Genomic DNA, 22,187 nt, shown 5'->3' on the forward strand with positions numbered 1-22,187 from the left:
TAGAAGGACATCTGATGGACCTCGATATCACCGCTGACCAGCACGATCTGCTGGCCCTGTGCGCACTGCGGGTCAGCGACGCCACACTCGACTGGAGCCTGCTCGCTCGCGGCGCCCAGAGCTCCGAGGGCCTGGCCGCGCTCATGGACGGACAACTACGCGAGGACTCGCGTGCCGCGACCAAGAACCGGCCCCTGCTACAGCAGGCCCTGGCAGCCGGCCTCGATGATGCCCGCGCCCGTGTCGACGACGAACTGGCCGCGGCCAGCAAGACCGGCGCACGCCTGGTCACGGTCCTCGACGAGGACTACCCGGCAAACCTGCGCGTGATCGGCAATCTTCCGCCATTTCTTTTCTATCGCGGGGAGCTCGACCAGCGCGACGCCCGCTCTATCGCCGTCGTCGGCACCCGCCAGGCCTCCGAGGATGGACTGCTTCGGGCGGCCCGCATGGCCCGCGAGCTCATCGAGCACGACGTGGTGATCGCGAGCGGTCTGGCGAAAGGGGTCGACGCCGCCGCGCACCAGGCCACTCTCACGGCCGGAGGCCGCACCTTCGCCGTTATGGGCACCGGCATCGCCGCCGCCATCTACCCGGCGGAGAACCGGCCGCTCGCAAAGGCCATCCTGGACGCGGGCGGAGCTCTGCTGAGCCAGTTCTGGCCCACTAGCCCCCCAGCGAAGTACACCTTCCCCCGCCGCAACGTCGTCACCTCCGGCACCACCCTGGGAAGCGTCGTCATTGAGGCCTCCAGCACCTCTGGCGCCAAGATGCAGGCACGCCTCGCCGCCGAGCACGGCAAGCTCGTCTTCCTAATCCGGTCCCTTGCCGATACCCAGCCATGGGCCAAGAAAATGCTGGACGAGGGACGGGCGATCCTGGTCACCGCCTCCAGCGACATTACCGACCGCCTTGGACGCGCCACGGACATCCAGGCCGCCGGCCAGCAGCGCCAGCAGCTTGCCCTGACCGGCCTATGACGGCAGCCCTCCCCGATCCGGCAGGTTTTCCCAACTGCCCGGCGTGCGCCTACGTCGTCACCGGCACCGCGCGTCTGTGCTCCAACTGCGCCGGGCGCACCCTCCAGCCCCTCGCCGACAGCCACTGCCCGGTCTGCTCCCAGGCCGTCGTGCCCAACAGGCAGTGCAGCAATCGGTTGTGCGCGCTGCCGGAGGCGGAACGGGGGTTCTCCCGTGTCGACGCGATGGCCGTGTACTCCGGAAGCCTTCGTGACAAGATCCACCGACTCAAGTACGACGGGGCGTACGGCTGGGCGATGATCTTCGGTCGACTCCTGGTCGGCTGGATGGAGAGCCACCCCGAGCAGATGCGCGGCGTCGACCACGTCGTCGGCAATCCCACCGCTGTCGGCCGCCAGCCGATCCAGCACATGGAGGCGATCATGGATGCCGCCTACACCGAAGACGTCACCCACGCCTTCCCTCTCAGTCCGCCGGGCGCACACCGCCTGGTCAAGGAGACTGAAACGCCCCGCTCAGCCAACAAGAGCCTGGACGACAAGCGTTCGGCCGCGACCGCGCACGCAGCCGCTCTGACGTGGACCGGAGACACGGGCGACATCAAGGGGCGCACGATCTTGCTAGTCGACGATGTCTTCACCAGCGGGTCCCAACTCCAGCATGTCGCGCTCCGGCTCCGCGCGTCCGGAGCTGTCGATGTTCGCGGGCTCGTCCTCGCGCGCGTTCCGTGGGGCGGATGACCTTGGTCGAGTAATCGTTCACGGCGGACCTCTGCGCCAAGACCAGCGGTGCCAGGGCCAGCACCGTCAGCCGTCCAGGGTGGCAGCGAGCAGGCCAAGCCCCCGGCCAGACTTACTGCGGGCTCCGTTGACCGCCTACGACCTGCGAAGCTCCGTGTACCGCCCTCTGCCGGGGGACACCTGAGGGAGGAAGTCGCGTGCTCGCCGACCGCCTCACAGGCCGGTTTGGTGGATGTAGGAGATGACGGTCAAGGTCTCCTCCTCGATGGTCCACGGCGAGGTGCAGTGGAGGATTCCACCGGTCGCGGTCACGGGTTCAACGGTGCGTTCCAGTTCGATGGAGTGGACGATCACAAGGGCGTTGTTCGGGGCGAACTTGCGCTGCCATTCGACCTCGGCCCGCGTCAGGATGATCTGGCTACCGTCGGAGGTGGTCCCCTTCACCTCTACGTGAAGCTTCTCGTCCCCTCGCGTCAGGTGCAGGTCGTACGACTTGCTGGCGCCGACGTCCTTCACGGTCCATCCCTGGGCCTCAAAGTGCTCAGTGGCGAGCAGGACACTGCGCTTCTCGATGGCCCTGCGCTCGGCTGCGGTCAGGAGGAACCCTTGACCGCCCCTGCGGGCGCTTCTGCGGTTCGCGGTGGTCGCCGCGCTCTGGGTTGCCTCTCGGACCTCGACCGGCAGGTCGCCGGGAACGTAGGTCGCGTGGTCTGTGGCCTTGTAGAGGGGGCCCAAGAGCTGCGCCATGAAGAGCAGATCTTCGCTCAGGACATCCGAGTTGGGGATGGCATCACGCTGGTACTCGATGGCCACGACGTTGCCCGGCTCGTAGCCCTTGCCAAGCTTCGTGCGTGCATTGAGACGGATCTCCGTCAGCAAGTCGGCGCGCTCGGAGGCGACTTGCTCGATGATCGGGCGGGCCCAGTCGATGCGCTTCTTCAGGGCGGCAGGCTCGCGGGGCTTGAGCTCGCCGGCGATCCACTCGGTCGTGCCCTGCATGAGCGACAAGTAGACGCGTTCACCGTCGCCGCTGAACAGATAGACGATGTACCAGCCGTCGGTTGCGCTCGGGGTTCTGCTCTTCGAGTAGACGCGGGTCCATACGACTTCAGCCCTCTGACCGGCTCCGTCCTTGCCCTCCACCCCTACATCGTCGAGGGGTATCTCCATGGCTGCGGCGAGAGCTTCGGCATGCTCACGCAGCCAGTCGCGGATCTGGGTGCGAACAACGAAGCCGCGGCGCTGCATCTCTTCGGTGTTCTTCGCCTGCCACACCTTCTGAAGGCCGAGCACCTCACTCAAGAGTTCATCCACGCCCGAACAGTAGCTACGAGCACTGACATTGGGCTGCGCAAGTTGACCCGAGACATCCTGCGGTCGCGGCTGGCTGGGTGGTCCCCTGGGCCGCCCTCCGACGGCCTACAGACGGCCCCGCTCTGGGGCACGGCAGTTTTACAGTCCTCTCAAGATCACTCGCTCGCACTCCATCCGACCAGCAGGGATGTGCGTCCAGCGTTCAAAACGCCGACTTCTCGTCCACGTCTCGTCCAGAGCCGGCTACCGCCCTAGCTCTGCTGCGGTCCGAGGAGGAGCATGGAAGCAAGCGACCAAGGAGGCCTGCCATGAAAACCGGCGCCTCGGACTCGGACTACGAACCGTGGCTGTACTCTCACACGCCCTCCCAGGCTGAGGGCGAGCGGGACGATCCTGCCGAACGGGCGGCCATGCATCCAGATGTCCCCAGGACTGAGCCTTCCCAGGCGGAAGGCGAGCAGGTGGACGACACCGGGATGGCTGACCGCCGATAAGCCCGAAGGGCGGGCCTTCCCACGCGCCCTGACAGCGTGGGAGCGGCCCGCATAAGCTCTGTCGCCGTCGTAACAACGGCTTTCAAGACCGCTCAGCCGTGACGAGCGATTTGCCAATTTACCTGCTGTTTTCCTCTCACAGGGCACCCAATGCCCCTCACGTTGGCCGCAGGTTGGCCAAACAAACGACCCGGCGAGGGCTGCCCACCATCGACATGCGAGTGTCGGCCACTGTGCAAGATGGCATGCGTCCAGTGCGGGCAGAAACCCTAGTAGTCACCAGCGGGCATCACCGTGGTTACCCCTGGGGGCACACTCTGAACTCTCTCAATTAGGGAAGCCACAGGCCAGCGTCGGTCTCACGCATCCCGATGAGCCACGACTGCAGAGCTTCTCCATTGACTTCACTCACTGGATAACTTCTCGTGGCAACAACTTCCCTTGCCCCCGGAGACCACTCTGCCGTTGCTACTAGCAGACCCTGCTTGGCCCCCTCCCAATCGACGTCAGCAGCGAGCGCCTTCACGACGACCTTCTCGATCTTCCTTTTCTCCCGCTTGCATTGAATAATCGTCAGCGGTGATACTTTGCGAATGTCGGCTGACTTTTCCCAGACTCTAATATCCACCCCGTTGTCATTTCTCCCCGCGCCCAGCTCTACCTCAAATCCCGCCCGGTGAAAATATTCTGCTGTCATGGCTTCGAACTTTCGCCAGTTTATCTCGCCGATCTCTTCGTAGTTACTTGCAAGGTAATTGACGAATCTTTGATCAAAAAATCGACCGTACGTGGCAAGTGTTGACTCGGATGTAAAGAGTTCAGCCAGGGTGAGTGCGTCGTTCCATGCAACTGCTCGCTGCCACTTAAAAGGGCTGACTGATATCCTGAGAGACATTTCTCTCAGGGTGAATGCCACCGCATGAGCCATACCGGCACCATGCAGCGTTCGCGCCTTCTGTGTAATGATTCCTGCTCGCTTGGGCGGCACATGAATCGTGGGCACCTGGGTTTTCATTGCATTGTCGCCCAGTCCGACAAATCGAGCCTCATTGTCAGGCTTATCAAATACTTCGGCCAAGGTGAAAGCGACTGCCCGGATGGTGAGGTCCTGGTCGTTCAGCTGCTCCTGAACGCTCATGGCCAGCGGCCGCATGGCAGAGACGGAACCGGTTACTCCGAAGCCTTCCAGCGCGGCTCGACCCAATATCTCGAAAACGGTAGGACGGAGAAGCACCTTTTCCAGCGACGTCCCCGGATATAGCTGCACATAGACGCGTCGCTGTAGGACTCTCGCAACATCTTCCTCGGACACGACGAGGCCTGCCTTGTAACCGACCAACTCTGTGAGCCGTTCCGTGATGGCGCGACCATTTGTGCGGATAACGTCCATCGACTCTCCTGAAGTTATCGGCATGTCACATGCCATGTGCCTCGACTTCCTGATGCACCGTCGTCAGTGGAGACCGCCCACGTTCGCCGCCATCATGCTTTATAGGTGCAGGCGTTGCCCGCTTCTAGCTCAGGGCACTGCGCACGTCGTCATTCAATGACTTTCTGGCTGCACGTATAAACTTCGCCCTCAAAGAATATATTTTATCGCACCATTTACGAGTACCCTTGTCGGCCATCGGGTCCCGCCCCTTGCCGTGCGGGAGTAACTGCCAAATCATTCCCTCAGCTACTCTCATCACATACAGCATGCGGCAGTACTCGGTAATTTCTTTACCGATTGACGTCGCTCGGTTTGTACCCGCCAGAGCCACATCTAGCCAGACCTTCTCACACCTTTCGCAAAGCTCCTTGAGGCGAGCTTCGGTGGATGGGTCCTCCCAGACCTCGACGCTACGCGCTAGGCGGAAATATTCGGCATGAAACTCGTCGACAGAGGAAAGAAAATTTTTGTACGTGCGGAGTCTATCTTCTCTGTACTGGGCGCGTGCTGACGTTCGAGCCGCGCTGCGTTGAGTTCTACCTGCGGCTAGAGCCGCTGCCACTGTGGCCACTGCTGCCACAGAAGCCCCTAGGGCGGTGGCCACACCTGCGTCCATCTTCATAGCATCACCACGGCAAGCCAGCCAGTCAAGAGTGAAAGTCCCGACTTTCCGCTGTGAAGCGTTCGTCTTTTCGACTGGTTCGAGCAGATGTCGGGCTCATTTCCTGAGTCGACGTGCTTGAACCCGTAGAGAAGGTTGTAGGGCAGTGGCGGTTCGAGAGGTGTGCCACTGATGCGCTTAGAAAGAGTGCTCAACTCGGACCCCTTCCCACCTGGAGAAGGTGGGAACTAGTGGCGAGCAACTCCGGATACCGTTCAGCCATACTTACGGCAGCACAGGGATTTGCACCCTCGCTTGTCTCGCGCCACATTCGCTTTCGAGGTCTGCTCCCACCTGCGGGAACGGTGTTCGGGGGGTGTCCTACCCCGTTCATTCCCGTACTCCCGCCCGCCGTCTGAACGGCCATGAACGGCATCGGACGGGGGGTGAATGAGACGGAAACTGAGGCGGAGTAACTGACCGGCTGACCTGTGCGTGTGATCCCCTGAGAGTCAGGGGCGAGAGGCTTCCAGAGCTGCGATCACGGCTGCCGGGTCGCCGTCGTACAACACGTGCGGTTCATCTGCCCGTGGGGGGACGAACCGTTTGCGGTACCGCTGTAGGTCGCTCTCAGAGAAGTAGATCGAGTTGGGATCGTTCGCGTGGAAGTCGTTGCGCTTGCTGATTCTCGCCCACAGCTCGTCATGGGTGGCGGCTAGGTAGACGAGTACAGGAGTCGCGCCGACGTCGGTGGCGATCGCTCGCCACTTCGCCCGATCCTCCGCGGTCCAAAAACCGTGGTCAACGACGACATCGTGCCCGGCCTTGAGCTGCTCCCGCAGGTCAGCTGCCACGTCTTCGAGGACGGGCCGCTCAAGGGTGGGGAAGACGCCCCGGGGGAAGTCCACGCCATAGACGCCGTGCCGGCGGAACATCTCTTCGTCCGGGCACAGCCGTGTGAACCCGCGGGCGGTGAGGGTGCGGGAAAGGGTCGTCTTGCCGGATCCGGGGAGTCCGGCCATAAGAACGCAGAACGGCGGGTGTGGGGGCATCGATCTCGTCCTGGTTCGGGAGATGGCGGCCACCTCCGCTTCGGCTTCGGGCTTGATTGTGCCAGTCCTGCGGGCCGTAGACAGTGCTTCTAGGTGGCCTTCGAGCATGCTCACGAGCGGGTCGCCCACGACCGTCACGGGGTGACCTCCGATTCTGTGCGCCATGTGCGGCCGGGTCCGCCGAGGTCCACGCCGTATTCCACGATGTTGCCCTCACTGTCCACGAACTTGGCTGTCATCACGACCACCGGGTCCGCCGGCAGGTTGCCAGGGTCCAGTTCCAGGAGTCGGGCGTACTCCGGCGTCACCAGGCGCGCGGACGCAGTGTCGATGCGGTGGCTGATCGGGTGACCGGTCGCCTGAGCAATGAGCTGGAGCGACGTTCCCCCTGTCAGGCGTGCGCTCTCTGATAGCTGGGGGATCAGCTTCCCGTAGCGAGCGGGAATCCACGACGTGCTGTGAGCGACGATGCCGTGCCGGTCCCTATATACGCGGCTACGGCGCACCACGTCTGAGCCGGGCTGAATGTCCAGCGCTTGCGCCACTTCATCGGGCGCGGGCACAACGGCAGCCTGGTGCGAGTCGGAGCGCTCGCCTGCACCCCAGCTCGAACCGGTACGGCGCCCCCGGTCCTGTCGCTGAGCGCCGGACGACATCGGCGCCGGCTGGTCTAGCACTTCGGTACCGATGCCGTGAATGCCGCGGACAAGTCCCTCGTTGCGCAGCTTCCGCAGGGCTTTCTCTGCCGTTGCCGTGCTCACTTTCCACTCTTCCGAGAGGTTCTTGATGCTCGGCAAGAGCGTTCCTGGCGGTAGTTGACCGGACGTAATCAGCTCCATGTAGTGAGCAGCAATCCTCGCGTACGGCGCCCGATTGTCGGCCTGGCCTGCCATGTTGCCCGCTCCTTGTCGTCACTTCCCTGAGGTTCCCTAGCTTACTGCTTGACACCACAGGGAACCCTAGGGAACCTTAGGGATGTGCCCGCCGGTCGGTTCGCCGAACTGTGGGTGCCGGACCTCAATGCGCCCTGATTCGGGGCTCGTTCGAGGTCAAGGGGCCCGGGACAGAGCGGGCCGAGGGCGCCCCCGACCCTTGTCATTCGGGAGGGCTTAGACCGAAAGGTCGCATCTCCATACGCCTACAACGGAGTCATGCCGCGCTACCTGATACGGGCGCGACACCTCCGAAGGAGACATGCACATCGCCCCGGCATTCAGCCGTGAGGGCGCGGGATCGACTCCCGCCCGGGGCACTCCGGCCGCTGTTCTGCGGCCGTGCCACGCGTAGTCGCGGCTGATCACCCACAACGGCGCGCACCCACCGGAGCTGCAACTCCGGTGGGTGCTGTTCGGGCCGTACCACCCTGAGAGGAACCACGACCCATGAAGCACATCGGTGCTGTTCAGGCGGTTGTTACCGCCGCCGACGACTTCGACCGCGAGCCGACGCTCGCGGAGCTGGACGCCCTCGCGGTCGAGACGCCGCTGATTGACGCGGAAGTCGAGTTGCTGGACGTCCGCATCAGTCTGCTCGACTGCACGCCCACCGAGGTGGACCACCAGCGCATCCGCCGGGCGCGGCGCAAGGTGCTGGCCGCGCGTCGCGGGCTGGCGAACCGGGCCGCCATGGTCCTGCCGGGGGTGGGGGCGTGAGCGAGACCCTGACCCTGGACGACCTGGCCACCCCGCTGCGGGTGCTGCGGTTGCTGGCCGTGGACTTCGGGCACCTGCCGGCGCCTGATGTACAGGTGTCGCCGATCTACCCGGAACGGCTGGAGTTGCGGCTTCACGACGACCTGACCGGCTTCGAGGCGTGGCGGGAGGCCGTGGGCATCGCCCCGGACGACGTGGTGTACCGAGAGCAGAGCGACGGCCGTACGCGCGTTCTGAAGGCGTCCACCGTCTACGCGGGCGCCGAAGTGGTGCTGTTCGGCTACGGCACCGTCACCACACCCACCACGGCCCCGGTGCTGGTCGGGGGTGCGGCATGAACCGCATCGGGAAGACGCTGCTGGTGCTGGCCCTGGTCGCCGTCGTCGTCATGGCGTTCCGCGTCTCGTGGAACGCACTGCGGGATGTGGCCCGCGTGGTCGGCGCGGACGCGACCGCCGCGACCCTGTACCCGTTCGTGGTCGACGGCCTGATGGCGCTCGCCCTGGTCGCCACGCTCGTGCTGACCGACCAGCGGGACAAGCGGTTCGCGCTGCGGGTGCTGGCCGTCTACACCCTCGCCTCACTCGTCCTGAACTACGTCCACGGACTCGTGCCGGAACTCCACGGCAAGGCCGTGGACTGGGGGCGGCTGGCGGACTGGGACCCCGCGAACTGGGCCCTGGTGCTGCTGGCCACCTCGCTCCCCGTCGGGTCGATCTACTTCGGTTCCGACCTGGTGGCCAAGGTGCTGCACCACCAGCCCACCACCGCCGTGCGGGCCCCGGACGGGGAGCATGCGGATGAGCCCGCACACCTTCCGCACACCCCCGCCGACACCCCGCCCGCCCTCCCCGACACCGCCCCCGCCGACGCGCGGCCGGACGCTGCTCCGGCCGTATCGGCGCAGGTGGAGGAGAGTGCGGATGCCGTGCGGGCCGACGACCCGCACACCCCGCACACAGCCCGCACGCCGGAGCTGAGCGCGGAGGAGGAAGCCGCACGCCAAGCCCAGTTCGAGGATGCGGAGCTGGAACGGATGCGGCAGGACGCACGCCGTACGTACGCCGAATCCGTACAGGCCGCACGCCCGCTGTCCGCCCGTGCGCTCGGTGAGGCGTACGGCATGAGCGAGTCGTGGGCGCGTAAGCAGATCCTCGCCGTCCGCGAGGCCGACGAGGCCGACCGGCCGCACCTGGTCGCCGTGGGCGGTGACTGATGCCGACCGCCTACAGCAAGTGCTTCGACCCGACCGGGGCCCGCTACGGCATCCCCACCTACCCGTGGCGGATGGCCCCGGACGGCTACGCCACCCGCCGCCAGCTCCGCGCCAAGGGCTTACGTCCGGGCGGTCAGAGCGTGGCCGCGCAGGTGATGCGCTACAACCGGCGCGCCGGCGGTCCCCGCGTCTCCTACCTGTACCGGGTCGACCTGGCCCGGCCGGTGCGGCCCATGACCTCACGGAAGTGGGGCGCGCTCGCGCTGGCCATGCTCGCCCGCCGCACCTGCCCGCAGTGCCGGGTCATCTACAGCTACTGCCTGCCGACCTCGCTGGGCATGTGCGTGCTCTGCGCCTACCCCGATGAACAGCGCCCCGCCTGAACACCACGACCGAGCAGGGGAGTTCACGAGTGAAAGACCCACGTCACCGCATCCTCACCGCTGGCGCGGTCGCCGTCAGAGGGGCCCTGTCCGCCGCGATCGCCGTGCGATTGTCCGCCTACGGCGTACCGCCGGTGCTGCTGTTCGCCTGCACCGCTTCGTGCCTGGCCACGTTCTCCAGCCTGCTGTTCCGGCTGATCGAGGCGTGATGGACGACCACCCACCGCTGCACGCAGCCCGGATGCGACTTCCGGGTGAGCCTCACCCGCGCCACCCCTGCGGACAGTCGGCGCTGGCAGGAGATCGCCGCCCACCACCCGCACCGCAACTGACCTGCCGCAATCCGGCGGGCCCGGCCACACGCCTCCTACAGCACCGGCCGGGCCCTACTCCCCGAAGGAGTGCTCACAGCATGACGGAACTCAGCACCGAGCCGGTAGCCGTTCAGCCGGTACCGGCCACCCCGCCCCCGCCGCCCGACACCCCGCCCACCCCGGCCCCGGTGGTGAAGGAGGTGGAGCACACCCCCGGCGGCTGGCCGATCGTGCCGCTCGCCCTGTCCGGGGCGAACAGCACCGTGGGCACCGTCGCCGCCGCCTCCCTGGTCGGCGGCCCGGTCGCCGCCATGGTGGCCGCGACCGGCATGGTCGTCCTCGGCGCCGTCGCCGCCGCCCGCTCCCGCACCCCCAACCCCCGCCGCCAAGCTCGCCGGGCCGCCGCCCGCGCGGCAGGTCGCAGCACCGCCCGCAGCGCGGGCCTGCGAAGCAACGGCACCGGCACCCGCGGTGCCGGGGGTCGTTCGGCCGGTACTCGGGCTGGTGGGTCCGGTGGCAGGTCGGGCAAGGCGCCCGGCCAGCATCGCCGCACTACCGGCCCCGCCGCTGGTCACGCCAGCACCGCGACCGGGGGGAAGACCCGCAGCAAGCCCGGCAACGGCCCCGCCAAGCGCGTGGCTGGCGGCGCCGGGAAGGCAGCGGGTAAGGCCGGGCAGGTCAAGGCGCTACGCGCCGCGCAGAAGGCCGCGGCAGGCTCGCGCGCCGGACAGCGGGCGCAGACCACCACCGCCCGGCGCGCGGTCGCCGACGCGCGCCGCAACGCCAAAGCCACCGCCGGCAAGGCTGGTTCGGGTAAGCGGGCGGGGCTGGCCGGCCGTCTGATGGGCGGCCCCGCCCGGAAGGCGCGGGCCGCGCGGGATACGGCGATCGCCAAATCCCGTGCCCAGCGCGACGCGAAGACCGGCGCCATCGTGAAAGCGCAGCGGGCCGCCGTGCGTAAGGCTCCGGCCCGCAAGGCGGCCCGCCGCGCGTTGCGCCGGTCGGCAGCCCGGTTCCAGGGTCGGCGGCTGCTGGCCGCGCTGCTCGCCCTGCCGGTCGGGCTGCTGGGCTGCCTGACCACCCCGATCGGCCGCAAGTTCGGCATCGCGTGGCTCATGCACCCCGGCCGTCGCCTGTACCGGCGGATGGTCGACACGGCTGCCGAGCAAGCCGCGGAGCGCGACGAGAACACCCGCAAGACCCTCCGCGAGGAGGAAGCCACCGCCGACGCCGAAGCCACCGAGGACGGCACCGGCGGGATCGCCGACCAAGTCGAGCGGCCGACCGCGAACGTTCCGACCCCCGCAACATCCCAGGTCAGTGAAGGAGAGAACGTGTCTGGTTTCCGGTTCGAAGAGGCGGCCGAGGAGATGGAGCAGGCCGCCAACTCCTACGACCCCGAGAACGCCATGGAGATCCTGGCCATGGTCGAGGGACTGCCCGCCGCGCTGACATCCGTGGCGAACGTGATGAAGATCCTCGCCGAGCGCTCCGACTCGGAGTTCCCGCTGGAGAAGGAAGTCGCGGACGGCTTCAACGACATCTTCGGCGCCGTCATGAGCGCCGTCGCCGTCGCCGAGGACATGGGCCCGCTGTTCCGGCAGGCCCACGAGCAGGACATCGCCCGCCACGAGGACCCCCGCAACGGACCCGAGGCCGAGAAGGGCTGGAACGTCTGAGATGAGCAGCACCACCACCGCCAAGAAGAACGTCGCGAGCAGTGGTCCGGTGCTGGACTGGGCGGCCGGTCACGGACCCGTGACCGGCGCCCTGTCCGCCACCACCGGAGCCTTCGCCGTCGCCACCACCGGCGCCGCCACCGCCATGCCCCCCGGCTGGGCCCTGGCCGTCGGCGCCGCCGGCGCCCTCGCACACACCGTCGCCGGTCTGCGGGTGCGCAACGCCGGCCGCACCCTGGCCACCCGCGCCGCCTCCTGGCTCGTCGGCGCCGGATGGACGACATGGGCCATGACCCACGGACCCCTCACCTGGGCCGCCCTCGGCTCCCTGGCCACGATCGGTGTCGGTATCGGCGCCGCCGCCCGCTCCGCCGCCCTCTACGAGGAAGCGCGCGAGGAGGAAGCGCTCGCTGTCGAACTGCGGCAGATCGCCGAGGAACTGTCCGCCGAGCGCCGCTCGATCGCCGCCGCGTGGGTGGAGCGCATTCAGCGGATCTGCCACATCACCGTGCGGGTGCTCGGGGTGGAGAAGTGGGAGACCGGGGCCGGTTACTCCCTCGACCTCGAACCCCAGGGCGGCATCACCTACGACCGGATCGCGCAGCACTCGGTGGCCCTGTCGGCGGATGCGAAGCTGCCGCACGGCTGCACCGCAACCGCGGGGCCCGGTATCCACCAGGGCCGCACCATCCTGGACGTGACCACCGTCAACGTCCTCAAGGACGACTGCCCCTACCCCGACGACTACGGGCCGCTCTCGGTCCTCACCGGCCTGCCGTGGGGGGTGCGGACCAACGGAGAGAAGGTGTCCGCCTACCTGCGGGAACAGTGCGCGCTAGTGGTCGGGCCGACCGGGTCGGGCAAGACGAACATGGTCCACACGATCCTGGCTGGGTTCGCCCGCGCTGAGGACGTGCTGACGTGGGTGATCGACCTCAACGCCGGATCCGCCGGTCTGCCCTGGGTGCTGCCCGCGCTGAAGGGGGAGTTGCAGGGGGAGGACGGCAAGCCGGTGCGGCCCGGTATCGACTGGCTCGCCGGCACCCACGAGGAAGCCCTGACCATGCTCGACGCCGCCCTCGCGGTGGGGCTGCATCGCAAGAAGGCGTACCAGGATCTGCTGGCCAAGGCGAACACCGATCTTCTGCCGGTCAGTTCGAAGATTCCGCAGATCCTGCTGGTCATCGACGAGGGCGCGGAGATCCTGGTCAGCACCGACCGGCAGATGAAGGAACTCGCGAAGAAGATCCTGGAAGTCATCCGGATGCTCCGCGCCATGGGCATCCGCACCGTCCTCACCGCGCTCGGCGCCACCGGCAGTGTGCTGGGCAACCTGATGATCCGCCGTGAGGGCAAGGTGCGCGTCGCCCTCACCGGTGGTGAGACCGAGGGCATGGACCTGGGCAAGCTCTTCCCCGGCCGGCGCGGTCTGCGGGTGGAGCAGGCGCCGTACAAGGGGGCCGGGTTCATGGGCACCCCCGAGTCACCGGCCGCGCTGTTCAAGGCATGGCGGATCCTGCCCAACCAGATCCGCGAGATCACCACCGCCACCAGCGACCGGCACCCCCGCCTCGACGAAATCTCCGCCAAAGCCGCCGGACCCGCCTACGCCCGCCGCTGGGACACCGCCCGCACCGCGTGGATGCACGACCACACCCCCGACGACCACACCGACAGCACGGGAGCTGGGACGGGGTCGGGGCTGAACCTGTCCGCGCTCAACCGCCCGGCGGCCGGCCCGGTGTCGGCGGAAGACGCGATGCTCGCCCGCTTCCGCGCGGAGATCGACGCGCAGTTCGCCACCGCCCCCGACCCCCACACCCCCACCGATGACACCCCGCCCGCTGCGGGTGGGTTGGACCTGTCCGCGCTGCGGGGCGAGGCCGAGCAGGACAGCCCCGCGCAACAGGCCGCACTCGCCGCGCTGCTCGCCGCCGGCCCCGCTGGAACCGGAGCATCCGCGATCGCCCGCGCCCTCGCCGACGCCTACGGCACGACCCGTCAGACAGTCGTCGGCTGGCTGAAAACTTGGGTGGAAGACGGCACCGCCGTCCGGGTCGGGGAGGGCACCAAAGCCCGCTACGTCCACCGCTCCCACGCCCCCGGCAACTGATCACTTGTCGCTTGTCGCCCTCGCGTTCCTACATGCCGCCTGCCGGGGTCTTGGAGCCCGGAAACGGCTTGTGAGCTGGGAGGCGACAAGCGACAAGACAAGACAAGCGACAAGCCAGACGACAAGCCGCACGACAAGACAGCCGACAAGCAAGCGACAAGCACAACGCCATCACGCAACCCACCGCACGGGCCCGCGCCACCTGTTGGCGCGGGCCCGCGGCACACCCCGAGGGAGCCAGAAATGAGCCAGCACACCCCGCCCGGCCAGATGGCCCCGCACATCCCCGCCGACGCCTACCACCGCGCGCAGGCCACCGGACAGCCGGTCGTCTTCGTCATCCAGGACAACACCAGCACGGCCTTCCCCTGGCAGCGCCTGCTCATCCCGTTCGCGATCGCCGGCGCCGCAGCCCTCGGCACCTGGGGCGTGGTCGCCGCCCTGTGCTGGCTGATGGACGTCGCCGCCCACACCGCCACCGTCATCGCCGGGGCCGCCGGGCCCATCGGCGCGGGCGGCATCACGCTCAAGGTCTTTTCGAAGAAGTAACTACGCCAAGGGCGGCCCCCATCGTCTCGCCAAAGCCGCGGGACCGCCCTTGTCAGCCAGTCACCATCAAGGAACTGGAGACATCCAGAATGACCCAACCCACCGACATCCGGCGAGCCCCCGGCTCGCCGCCCCGCATCGTCGGCCTGTGCGCCGGCTACGGCGGCCTGGAAGCCGCCGTCCACGCCCACATCGGCGGCCAGGTCGTCGCGTTCGCGGAGAACGACCCCTACGCCAGCGCCGTCTACGCCCACCGGCACCCGGGCGTGCCCAACCTCGGGGACATCACCCGCGCCGACTGGGGCCGGGTCCGTGACCTGTACCGGCCGGACGTGGTCAGTGCCGGTTTCCCCTGCCGCAACACCTCCAACGCCGGACGAAGGGATGGGATCAATGGCCAGTGGTCGCGGGTCTGGAAAAACGTCGCTGAGGCTGTGGGCCACATTCGACCGCGCCTCCTCTTCCTGGAAAACGTGGCGGCGCTCCGCTCGCGGGGGCTGGACGTCGTCGCCCAAGACCTGGCCGCGATCGGGTATGACGCGCGGTGGACATGTCTACGAGCTGGTGACGCCGAAGTCGGCGCCCCGCACGAGCGTGACCGCTGGTTCGGCCTCGCCTATCCCGCTGATGCCGACCCCGACCACGGCGGATGGCACGGGCGGCCCCGGCACGAGCCCGAAACGGCGGGGTGGGATGAACCTGCGCACGGCGGTGACGAAGCTGCCGCCCCCGCCCGCCGGCTGAGGCTGCTGCCCACCCCGAAGGCGTCGGACGGACCGCACGGCGGACCCAACCAGCGCGACACCCAGGGCCGTTACTACCTGCCCGGCCAGGCGGTGCGCCTGGATGAGCGCTGGGTCGCCACCGACGGCACCGACTACGGGCCCGCCATCCGCCGCTGGGAGCACGTCACCGGCCAGGCCGCGCCCTGCCCCACCGAGCCCGGCACCCGCGGAAACCGGCGCCTGGCCCCGGCGTTCGCCGAATGGATGATGGGCCTGCCGGCCGGCTGGGTCACCGCCGTGCCCGGCATCCCCCGCAAGGAACAGCTCCGCATCATCGGCAACGGCGTCGTCCCCCAACAGGGCCGCCACGCCTACGCACTACTCCTGCACTCTCGCGCGGCCAGGCCGCACCAGACGTGGGAGGTGGCAGCGTGAGTGAGCACCTGCGCACCGCGCTCGAACTGGCCGCCTCCGGAATCCCCCCGCTGCCCCTGCGGGCGGGGAAGCTGCCGTTCGGGAACTGCCCGGCTTGCGCCCACTACAGGTGCGGCGGCCGGCCGAACATGAAGACCCCCGGCCCCTGCGCCTGCCCGCAGCCCTGCCACGGCTGGGCCGCTGCCACCACCGATCCCACCGTCCTGAACTCCCCGGCGTGGGAGGGCGCGTGGCGGCAGGCGGCGGCGGTCGCCTACCACCCCGGCGGCGCCGGGCTGACCGTCGTCGACCTCGACCACGCGGAAGCCGTCGACTGGGCCCGTGCGAGCCTGCCCGCCACTCGGACCGTGCCCACGACCCGCGGCGAGCACTGGCTCTACCGCGGGACGATGCCGTCGGCCAACGGTGTGCGGCCCGGCGTGGACATCAAGTCCACGATGGCCTACGCCCGCTGGCTCGGATCTGGCACCGGCACTATGGCCGCGCTGCCCGACGTCGTGCGCGCGCTCACGGCAGCCAAGCCGGCGGCCCCCGTATCCGTGAGGGTTCCGGCGCCGGTCGGGGGCGGGGAATGCCGCCACCGCACTCCCGCCTACCTGGAGCGCGGGATCGCCATGGCGGAGCAGCGCATCACCGAGACGTCCAGCGGCGTGCACACGGCCGTGTACCGGACGTTCCTGGCCGTGCTCTCGACGCACGGGCGGTGCGGCTGCCTCACCGAGGATCACATCGCCCGCCTGTTCACCGCCGCTCAGGCCAAGGGCGAGACGCCGCGGCACTGCATGGACGTGTGGACCAACGCACGTACCACGTTGGGGCTTTGAGCATGGAAGACGACGACAAGAACCCGGCCCGGAAGGTCATCGCGGACTACGCGCAAGAGCGCTTCCGCTACTTCCGCACCGCGGACGGCACCGTCTACGCACAGCGCAAGGGTCACCCCGTGGCCCGCCCGATCCGCTCCCAGGGCACCACCGGCAGCCACCGCCAAGAACTCATGGTCGGCCTGTTCAAGGACGGGCTCGGCACGTTCAACGGCACCGCGATGAAGGAGGCACTCGACTTGATCGAAGCACTCGCCCTCACCGAGCAGGTCCAGCCCGTCCACATCCGCGTCGCCCCCGGCGCGGATGGGGCCACCTGGTTGGACCTGGGCCGCAACGACGGCCAGTCGGTCCGCATCCACCCCACCGGCTGGGACATCCGCATCCCCGACCCGAGCGAGGTGTGCTGGCGGCGCACCCAGCTCACCGGCGAACTGCCGCTGCCTGCCAAGGACACGAACGGCAAGGGCATCGACCTGCTCTTTCGGCTGTGCAACTTCGCAGGCGCCGAGACCGAGTGCCTGGCCATGGCCTGGCTGATCGGTTGCCTGGAACCCTCCGTGCCCGTTCCCGCCCCCTTCCTCACCGGCCCCCAGGGCGCGGGGAAGTCCACCGGCGGGCGGATGCTGATCCGGCTCATCGAGGGCATGACGGGGGACCTGCGTCGCGCCCCGAAGGACGAGGACAACCTGATCGCGGCCGTGGCCGCGGGATGGGTCACGGCGCTGGACAACCTCTCCCACATGACCCCGGACCTGTCCGACGCCATGTGCTGCATCGTCACCGGAGCCGAGAGCGTCAAGCGGGCCCTGTTCACCGACGGGGACGTCTTCCGCGCCCGCTACCGCCGCCCCCTGCTCCTGACCGGTATCGATGTCGGCGTCATCCGGCCCGACCTTGCCGAACGCCTCCTACCGCTCCGCCTGGAACGCCCGAAGGTGCGGCGCACGGAAGCGGAGCTGTGGGCCGAGTATGCGGAAGCCCTGCCCGTCATGCTCGGCTCCCTGCTGGACCTGACCGTCAAGGTCCGCGCCGCCACCGCTGAGACGCCGACCGACCTGCGGATGGCGGACTTCGCCCACCTGTGCGCGCAGCTCGACGCGGCGATGGGCCTCGGAGCTTTGGCGGCCTACCGGGCCGGGCTGGACGACCTCAACGACGACGTCATCGAGGGCGACCTGCTCGCGCAGACTGTGCTCCAGTACGCGGCTGGCATGGAACCCGGGGCACAGGAGCGGATGTCGTCTGCGGAGTGGCTGCACCTGCTCACCCGGCTTTACAGCGGCGAGGACTGCCGCCCGCTGCCCAAGGGGTGGCCGACCACCGGCAAGGTGCTCTCCGACCGGCTCAAGCGCCTTCAGCCCACCCTCGCTGCGCGCGGCCTGGTCGTGGACTGGGGACGCACCCGCGAGGCCCGTTACATCGAGCTCACTGAACCCGCGCCGGCACCCGGATCGCAGCAGGAGGCCGCGTTCTGAACGCGAGGTCACCGGACAACAGCAAGAAGAGCACCCGGGGCGACGTGGCGCTGGGTGCTCCTCTTGCTGTTCGGTGCGCAGCACCGCCCGAAGGACGTGCCGCGCAGCGGCTCCTTCTTCGCGCTCTGAGCCGCGCACAAGAACAGACACCACCCCCTCTTTTTCCTAAGTAGGGGAACGCTGCGTCACCTGCGTCACACGCGACGGAAATCGGCCCCTGACCAGCCGGAAAGAGCGTGACGCAGAGCCGATCCGTCTGCGTCATCGTGCGTCACCTGCGTCACGCCACCGTGACGCAGGTGACGTGGCAGTGACGCACCCCCGCCGTGCTGTGTCACGGATTCCCCCAGGTCAGGCTCCTGGATGACGCAGGTGACGCGGTGACGCAGAAATCCGAACCTCGGACAGGCGCCGCCCCACCAGAGCCTCGAATTCCCAGAGGGGCTTGAACCCCACAGTCGTACGACGAAGGAGAGTCCTCCGAATGGACACGACCCAACTCGCCGACGCCACAGACATCACTCTCGTTCTGCTCACCGTCGAGGAAGCCGCCCGGCGCCTCCAGATCGGCCGTACCACGTGCTACGGGCTCATTCGTTCTGGAGAGCTGGAGTCCATTGACATCGGTCGTCTGCGTCGCGTGCCCGCCGATGCGCTGGCCGCGTACCTCGCTCGCCGACGCGCGGTGCAACGAGCTGCTTGACCACACCTGAATCGGCGGGCAGTCCTCCGGGACTGCCCGCCCTTTCGTTTCTGTCCTGACAGCGAGAAAGCAGGAGTCTGCCCGTGGCAGAGAAGAAGAAGGGCACCCGCCGTGCCAACGGCGAATCCGCGATCTACTTCGGGGCGGACGGTCGTTGGCACGCGCGCGTGCCGATGGGCTACAAGGACAACGGTGAGCCCTACCGCCGGCATCTCACCCGCAAGACGCGCGATGACCTGGTCGAGGAAGTCAAAAAGCTGGAGAAGCAGCGCGACGCGGGTTCGGCGCAACAGCCCGGCAAGGCGTGGACGGTAGAGAAGTGGCTTCAGCACTGGGTCGAGAACATCGCCAAGCCGACCGTCAGCGAGAACACCTACGACGGTTACGAGGTCGCCGTTCGTGTTCATCTCGTGCCCGGTATCGGCAAGCACCGCCTTGACCGCTTGCAGCCGGAGCACCTGGAGAGCCTGTACCGGCGCATGCAGGCGAATGGAGAGCGCAAGGCCGGTACGGCTCACCAGGCCCACCGCACCGCCCGAACCGCACTGGGGGAGGCGGTCCGGCGCGGCTACGCGGCGAAGAACGCCGCCGCACTGGCGAAACCGCCACGGATGGAAGAGGACGAATCCGAGGTAGAGCCCTACTCCGTCGAAGAGGTCCAGTGCTTGTTGCTCGAAGCCAACAAACGACGGAACAGCGCCCGCTGGATGCTCGCCCTCGCGCTCGGACTGCGGCAGGGCGAGACGCTCGGACTGCGCTGGTCTGACGTCGACCTGGACAACGAGTACCTGAAACTGCGCCGGAACCGACTGCGCCCCCGGTACGAGCACGGGTGCCCCGAAGCCTCGCCGTGCGGCCGGAAACCGGGGTACTGCCCCGCCAAGGTGCAGGTGCGACGTGAGACCAAGAACACCAAGTCGCGCGCCGGCCGCCGCGCCGTGCCCCTGCCCGGCCCGCTGGTCGCCATGCTCCGTGCACACCGCGAGACACAAGCGCGTGAGCGCAAGGCAGCCGGCGACCTGTGGACCGAGTCGGACTACGTGTTCACCAAGCCGCTCGGTGGCCCGCTGAGCCCGAATACGGACTACCACGACTGGAAGCGTCTGCTGGAAGACGCGGGGGTTCGGGACGGCCGCCTGCACGACGCCAGACACACGGCCGCCACCGTGCTCATGCTGCTCGGTGTCCCTGTCCGCGTCATCGATCAGATCATGGGGTGGGAGCCGGGCACCTCCGCGAGCATGCGGGCGAGGTACCTGCACGTGCCAGACGCCATGCTCAAGGATGTCGCCCGGAAGATCGCCGAAGCCATCTGGGGAACCCCCGAGACACCCGCTGTGGACAAAAACCAGGACAACGAGGTCTGAGGGCAACGACGAAGGGCCCCACCTCGCGGTGGGGCCCTTCGACATCGTGCCCGGTGAGGCACTGGCGGAGGATACGAGATTCGAACTCGTGAGGGGTTGCCCCCAACACGCTTTCCAAGCGTGCGCCCTAGGCCTCTAGGCGAATCCTCCGCCGGAAACATTACATGACGGCGGAGGGTGCTAGCGACCGCGTTCGACGGCGGGTGATCAAGGTGCGGGCGGGGTGGGGACGGGGGCGGGGAGGCGGGTCGGCGGGCCCCGGGGATCGGGTAGGCTGGGGTCAGCCCCTCACGCGGCGCTATCTGACTGAACTCCCCCAGGGCCGGAAGGCAGCAAGGGTAGGTTGGCTCTGGCGGGTGCGTGAGGGGTCTTTGTCGTCTCGGGCGCCGGGTTGTCAGTGGGCGCCTATAACCTCGTATGCGTGTCGTCTCTCGCGCTGTACCGCCGTTATCGCCCGGAGTCGTTCGCCGAGGTCATCGGGCAGGAGCATGTCACCGACCCGTTGCAGCAGGCGTTGCGGAACAACCGGGTCAATCACGCGTACCTGTTCAGCGGGCCGCGCGGGTGTGGCAAGACGACCAGCGCGCGCATCCTGGCCCGCTGTCTGAACTGCGAGCAGGGCCCCACCCCCACACCGTGCGGCGAGTGCCAGTCCTGCCAGGACCTGGCCCGCAACGGACCGGGGTCGATCGACGTGATCGAGATCGACGCCGCCTCGCACGGTGGCGTGGACGACGCCCGTGAGCTGCGGGAGAAGGCCTTCTTCGGACCCGCGAGCAGCCGGTACAAGATCTACATCATCGACGAGGCCCACATGGTCACGTCGGCCGGTTTCAACGCCCTGCTGAAGGTCGTCGAGGAGCCGCCGGAGCACCTCAAGTTCATCTTCGCGACCACCGAGCCCGAGAAGGTCATCGGGACCATCCGCTCGCGGACGCACCACTATCCCTTCCGGCTCGTCCCGCCCGGCACGCTCCGCGAGTACCTCGGCGAGGTCTGCGGCAAGGAGAAGATCCCGGTCGAGGAGGGTGTCCTCCCGCTGGTCGTGCGCGCCGGCGCCGGCTCCGTGCGTGACTCGATGTCCGTCATGGACCAGCTGCTCGCGGGCGCGACGGACGAGGGCGTGACGTACGCCATGGCCACCTCGCTCCTCGGCTACACGGACGGCTCGCTGCTCGACTCGGTCGTCGAGGCCTTCGCCGCCGGGGACGGAGCCGCGGCCTTCGAGGTCGTCGACCACGTCATCGAGGGCGGCAACGACCCGCGGCGATTCGTCGCCGACCTGCTGGAGCGGCTGCGGGACCTCGTGATCCTCGCCGCCGTGCCGGACGCCATCGACAAGGGCCTCATCGACGCCCCCGTCGAGGTCCTGGAGCGGATGCGGGCCCAGGCCGGTGTCTTCGGCGCCGCCGAGCTCAGCCGCGCCGCCGACCTCGTCAACGAGGGCCTCACGGAGATGCGCGGCGCCAACTCGCCCCGCCTCCAGCTCGAACTGATCTGCGCCCGCGTGCTCCTCCCCGCCACCTACGGCGACGAGCGGTCCGTCATGGCCCGCCTGGACCGCTTGGAGCGCGGGGTCAATTTCTCCGCAGGCGGCGCCGCCCCGGCCATGGGATACGTGCCTGGGCCCGACGCGCACGGAGGAGCGGCCTCGCCCATGGGCATGGCTCCGCAGACCCCTCACGCTCCGCACGCGGCGCAGGTTCCCGCCGCCGCGCAGGTTCCGCCGGGTGGCGGGCCCGCGGCGGCTCGGGCCGCGGTTCGAGGTGCGGGGGCGGGCTCCGGTCCCGGCAGTCCCGGGGGCGCAGCGCCGGCCGGGGGCCCGATGCAGGGTCAGGGTCCGGGTGCGACGTCGAGTCCGGGTTCGGGCCCGGGTACGGGTTCGGGTTCGGACGCGTACGGCTCCGGTGGCACCGCCGGCGGGCAGGCGGGTCCGGGCGGAGGTGGCCCCACCGGGGCACCGGCCGCCCCTCATGAGGGTGCGCCCGCCGCCCAGGCCGCCGCCGCGAGCGGTGCGCCGGCAGGTCCGCCCCCGACCGCTCCCGCGCACGCCCAGCCGGGCGGCACGGGTTCCGCGCCCTCTCCCCAGCCCAGCACGCCGGGCGCCCCCGGTGGCGCCGCTCCCGGCTCCTGGCC

Annotated in this window: 21 protein-coding genes, 1 tRNA gene and 1 other RNA gene; 18 read left to right on the plus strand and 5 right to left on the minus strand. The window is 68.5% G+C overall.

Translation table 11 applies throughout. The annotated features are described in order from the left end of the window. The first annotated feature begins 14 nt into the window (after positions 1 to 14). Complete coding sequence (locus HW837_RS44250; protein ID WP_193381331.1) at positions 15 to 980, plus strand: DNA-processing protein DprA; 966 nt, start codon at positions 15 to 17, stop codon at positions 978 to 980. Further along, positions 977 to 1,720 carry a ComF family protein gene (locus HW837_RS49355; protein ID WP_237270660.1) on the plus strand — a complete coding sequence of 248 codons (744 nt, stop codon included), beginning with the start codon at positions 977 to 979 and terminating at the stop codon, positions 1,718 to 1,720. Before HW837_RS44250 ends, HW837_RS49355 begins: the two co-directional genes overlap by 4 nt. Positions 1,721 to 1,933: 213 nt before the next feature. On the opposite strand, the gene HW837_RS44260 is transcribed toward HW837_RS49355, so the two are convergent. After that, the gene (locus HW837_RS44260) at positions 1,934 to 3,034 is read right to left on the minus strand and encodes an MrcB family domain-containing protein (protein ID WP_313895637.1); all 1,101 of its coding nucleotides are present in this window, start codon (positions 3,032 to 3,034) and stop codon (positions 1,934 to 1,936) included. 308 nt (positions 3,035 to 3,342) lie between these two features. On the opposite strand from HW837_RS44260, the gene HW837_RS49360 reads away from it, so the two are divergent. Further along, entirely contained in the window at positions 3,343 to 3,528 is a 186-nt protein-coding gene (locus tag HW837_RS49360; RefSeq protein ID WP_237270661.1) for a hypothetical protein, read from the plus strand. A gap of 331 nt (positions 3,529 to 3,859) precedes the next feature. Here HW837_RS49360 and HW837_RS44265 read toward each other — a convergent pair whose 3' ends face one another. The 3 genes from HW837_RS44265 to HW837_RS44275 all read right to left on the minus strand — a co-directional run bounded on the left by HW837_RS44265 (position 3,860) and on the right by HW837_RS44275 (position 7,506). Continuing rightward, positions 3,860 to 4,918, minus strand: coding sequence for a restriction endonuclease (locus HW837_RS44265; RefSeq protein ID WP_193383567.1), 1,059 nt, complete (start codon positions 4,916 to 4,918; stop codon positions 3,860 to 3,862). A gap of 1,155 nt (positions 4,919 to 6,073) precedes the next feature. Beyond that, positions 6,074 to 6,751: a P-loop nucleotide/nucleoside kinase family protein gene (locus HW837_RS44270; RefSeq protein WP_313895638.1), complete on the minus strand. Its 678-nt coding sequence runs from the start codon at positions 6,749 to 6,751 to the stop codon at positions 6,074 to 6,076. After that, the gene (locus tag HW837_RS44275) at positions 6,748 to 7,506 is read right to left on the minus strand and encodes a GntR family transcriptional regulator (protein WP_193381334.1); all 759 of its coding nucleotides are present in this window, start codon (positions 7,504 to 7,506) and stop codon (positions 6,748 to 6,750) included. Before HW837_RS44275 ends, HW837_RS44270 begins: the two co-directional genes overlap by 4 nt. A 489-nt stretch (positions 7,507 to 7,995) precedes the next feature. On the opposite strand from HW837_RS44275, the gene HW837_RS44280 reads away from it, so the two are divergent. The 13 genes from HW837_RS44280 to HW837_RS44340 all read left to right on the plus strand — a co-directional run bounded on the left by HW837_RS44280 (position 7,996) and on the right by HW837_RS44340 (position 20,051). After that, entirely contained in the window at positions 7,996 to 8,265 is a 270-nt protein-coding gene (locus tag HW837_RS44280) for a DUF6284 family protein (protein ID WP_193381335.1), read from the plus strand. Beyond that, a complete protein-coding gene (locus tag HW837_RS44285; RefSeq protein WP_193381336.1) occupies positions 8,262 to 8,603 on the plus strand; it encodes a hypothetical protein in 342 nt (113 codons plus the stop codon). Before HW837_RS44280 ends, HW837_RS44285 begins: the two co-directional genes overlap by 4 nt. Next, entirely contained in the window at positions 8,600 to 9,481 is an 882-nt protein-coding gene (locus tag HW837_RS44290) for a DUF2637 domain-containing protein (RefSeq protein ID WP_193381337.1), read from the plus strand. Before HW837_RS44285 ends, HW837_RS44290 begins: the two co-directional genes overlap by 4 nt. Next, entirely contained in the window at positions 9,481 to 9,864 is a 384-nt protein-coding gene (locus HW837_RS44295; RefSeq protein ID WP_193381338.1) for an RRQRL motif-containing zinc-binding protein, read from the plus strand. Before HW837_RS44290 ends, HW837_RS44295 begins: the two co-directional genes overlap by 1 nt. Positions 9,865 to 9,893: 29 nt before the next feature. Next, positions 9,894 to 10,073 carry a hypothetical protein gene (locus HW837_RS44300; RefSeq protein WP_193381339.1) on the plus strand — a complete coding sequence of 60 codons (180 nt, stop codon included), beginning with the start codon at positions 9,894 to 9,896 and terminating at the stop codon, positions 10,071 to 10,073. A gap of 203 nt (positions 10,074 to 10,276) precedes the next feature. After that, the gene (locus HW837_RS44305) at positions 10,277 to 11,857 is read left to right on the plus strand and encodes a hypothetical protein (protein WP_193381340.1); all 1,581 of its coding nucleotides are present in this window, start codon (positions 10,277 to 10,279) and stop codon (positions 11,855 to 11,857) included. 1 nt (position 11,858) lies between these two features. Then, positions 11,859 to 13,970: a hypothetical protein gene (locus tag HW837_RS44310; protein WP_193381341.1), complete on the plus strand. Its 2,112-nt coding sequence runs from the start codon at positions 11,859 to 11,861 to the stop codon at positions 13,968 to 13,970. A 243-nt stretch (positions 13,971 to 14,213) separates the two neighbouring features. Then, positions 14,214 to 14,519 carry a hypothetical protein gene (locus HW837_RS44315; protein ID WP_193381342.1) on the plus strand — a complete coding sequence of 102 codons (306 nt, stop codon included), beginning with the start codon at positions 14,214 to 14,216 and terminating at the stop codon, positions 14,517 to 14,519. 89 nt (positions 14,520 to 14,608) lie between these two features. Then, the gene (locus HW837_RS44320) at positions 14,609 to 15,679 is read left to right on the plus strand and encodes a DNA cytosine methyltransferase (protein WP_193381343.1); all 1,071 of its coding nucleotides are present in this window, start codon (positions 14,609 to 14,611) and stop codon (positions 15,677 to 15,679) included. After that, a complete protein-coding gene (locus HW837_RS44325; protein ID WP_193381344.1) occupies positions 15,676 to 16,503 on the plus strand; it encodes a bifunctional DNA primase/polymerase in 828 nt (275 codons plus the stop codon). Before HW837_RS44320 ends, HW837_RS44325 begins: the two co-directional genes overlap by 4 nt. A 2-nt stretch (positions 16,504 to 16,505) precedes the next feature. Further along, positions 16,506 to 17,981, plus strand: a complete 1,476-nt coding sequence (locus HW837_RS44330) for an ATP-binding protein (RefSeq protein ID WP_193381387.1) — start codon at positions 16,506 to 16,508, stop codon at positions 17,979 to 17,981. A 484-nt stretch (positions 17,982 to 18,465) separates the two neighbouring features. Next, a complete protein-coding gene (locus HW837_RS44335) occupies positions 18,466 to 18,684 on the plus strand; it encodes a helix-turn-helix domain-containing protein (protein WP_193381345.1) in 219 nt (72 codons plus the stop codon). A gap of 83 nt (positions 18,685 to 18,767) precedes the next feature. After that, entirely contained in the window at positions 18,768 to 20,051 is a 1,284-nt protein-coding gene (locus tag HW837_RS44340; RefSeq protein WP_193381346.1) for a tyrosine-type recombinase/integrase, read from the plus strand. Positions 20,052 to 20,113: 62 nt separating this feature from the next. On the opposite strand, the gene HW837_RS44345 is transcribed toward HW837_RS44340, so the two are convergent. Beyond that, positions 20,114 to 20,201 (minus strand) — tRNA-Ser (locus tag HW837_RS44345). Positions 20,202 to 20,330: 129 nt separating this feature from the next. On the opposite strand from HW837_RS44345, the gene ffs reads away from it, so the two are divergent. Both ffs and HW837_RS44355 read left to right on the plus strand, forming a co-directional pair. Continuing rightward, positions 20,331 to 20,427: signal recognition particle sRNA small type (ffs, locus tag HW837_RS44350), an RNA gene on the plus strand. A gap of 45 nt (positions 20,428 to 20,472) precedes the next feature. Beyond that, a partial coding sequence (locus tag HW837_RS44355) for a DNA polymerase III subunit gamma and tau (protein ID WP_193383568.1) occupies positions 20,473 to 22,187 on the plus strand: 1,715 nt, incomplete at its 3' end.

The organism is Streptomyces caniscabiei, from assembly GCF_014930365.1.
GTDB classification, from domain to species: Bacteria; Actinomycetota; Actinomycetes; order Streptomycetales; family Streptomycetaceae; genus Streptomyces; species Streptomyces caniscabiei.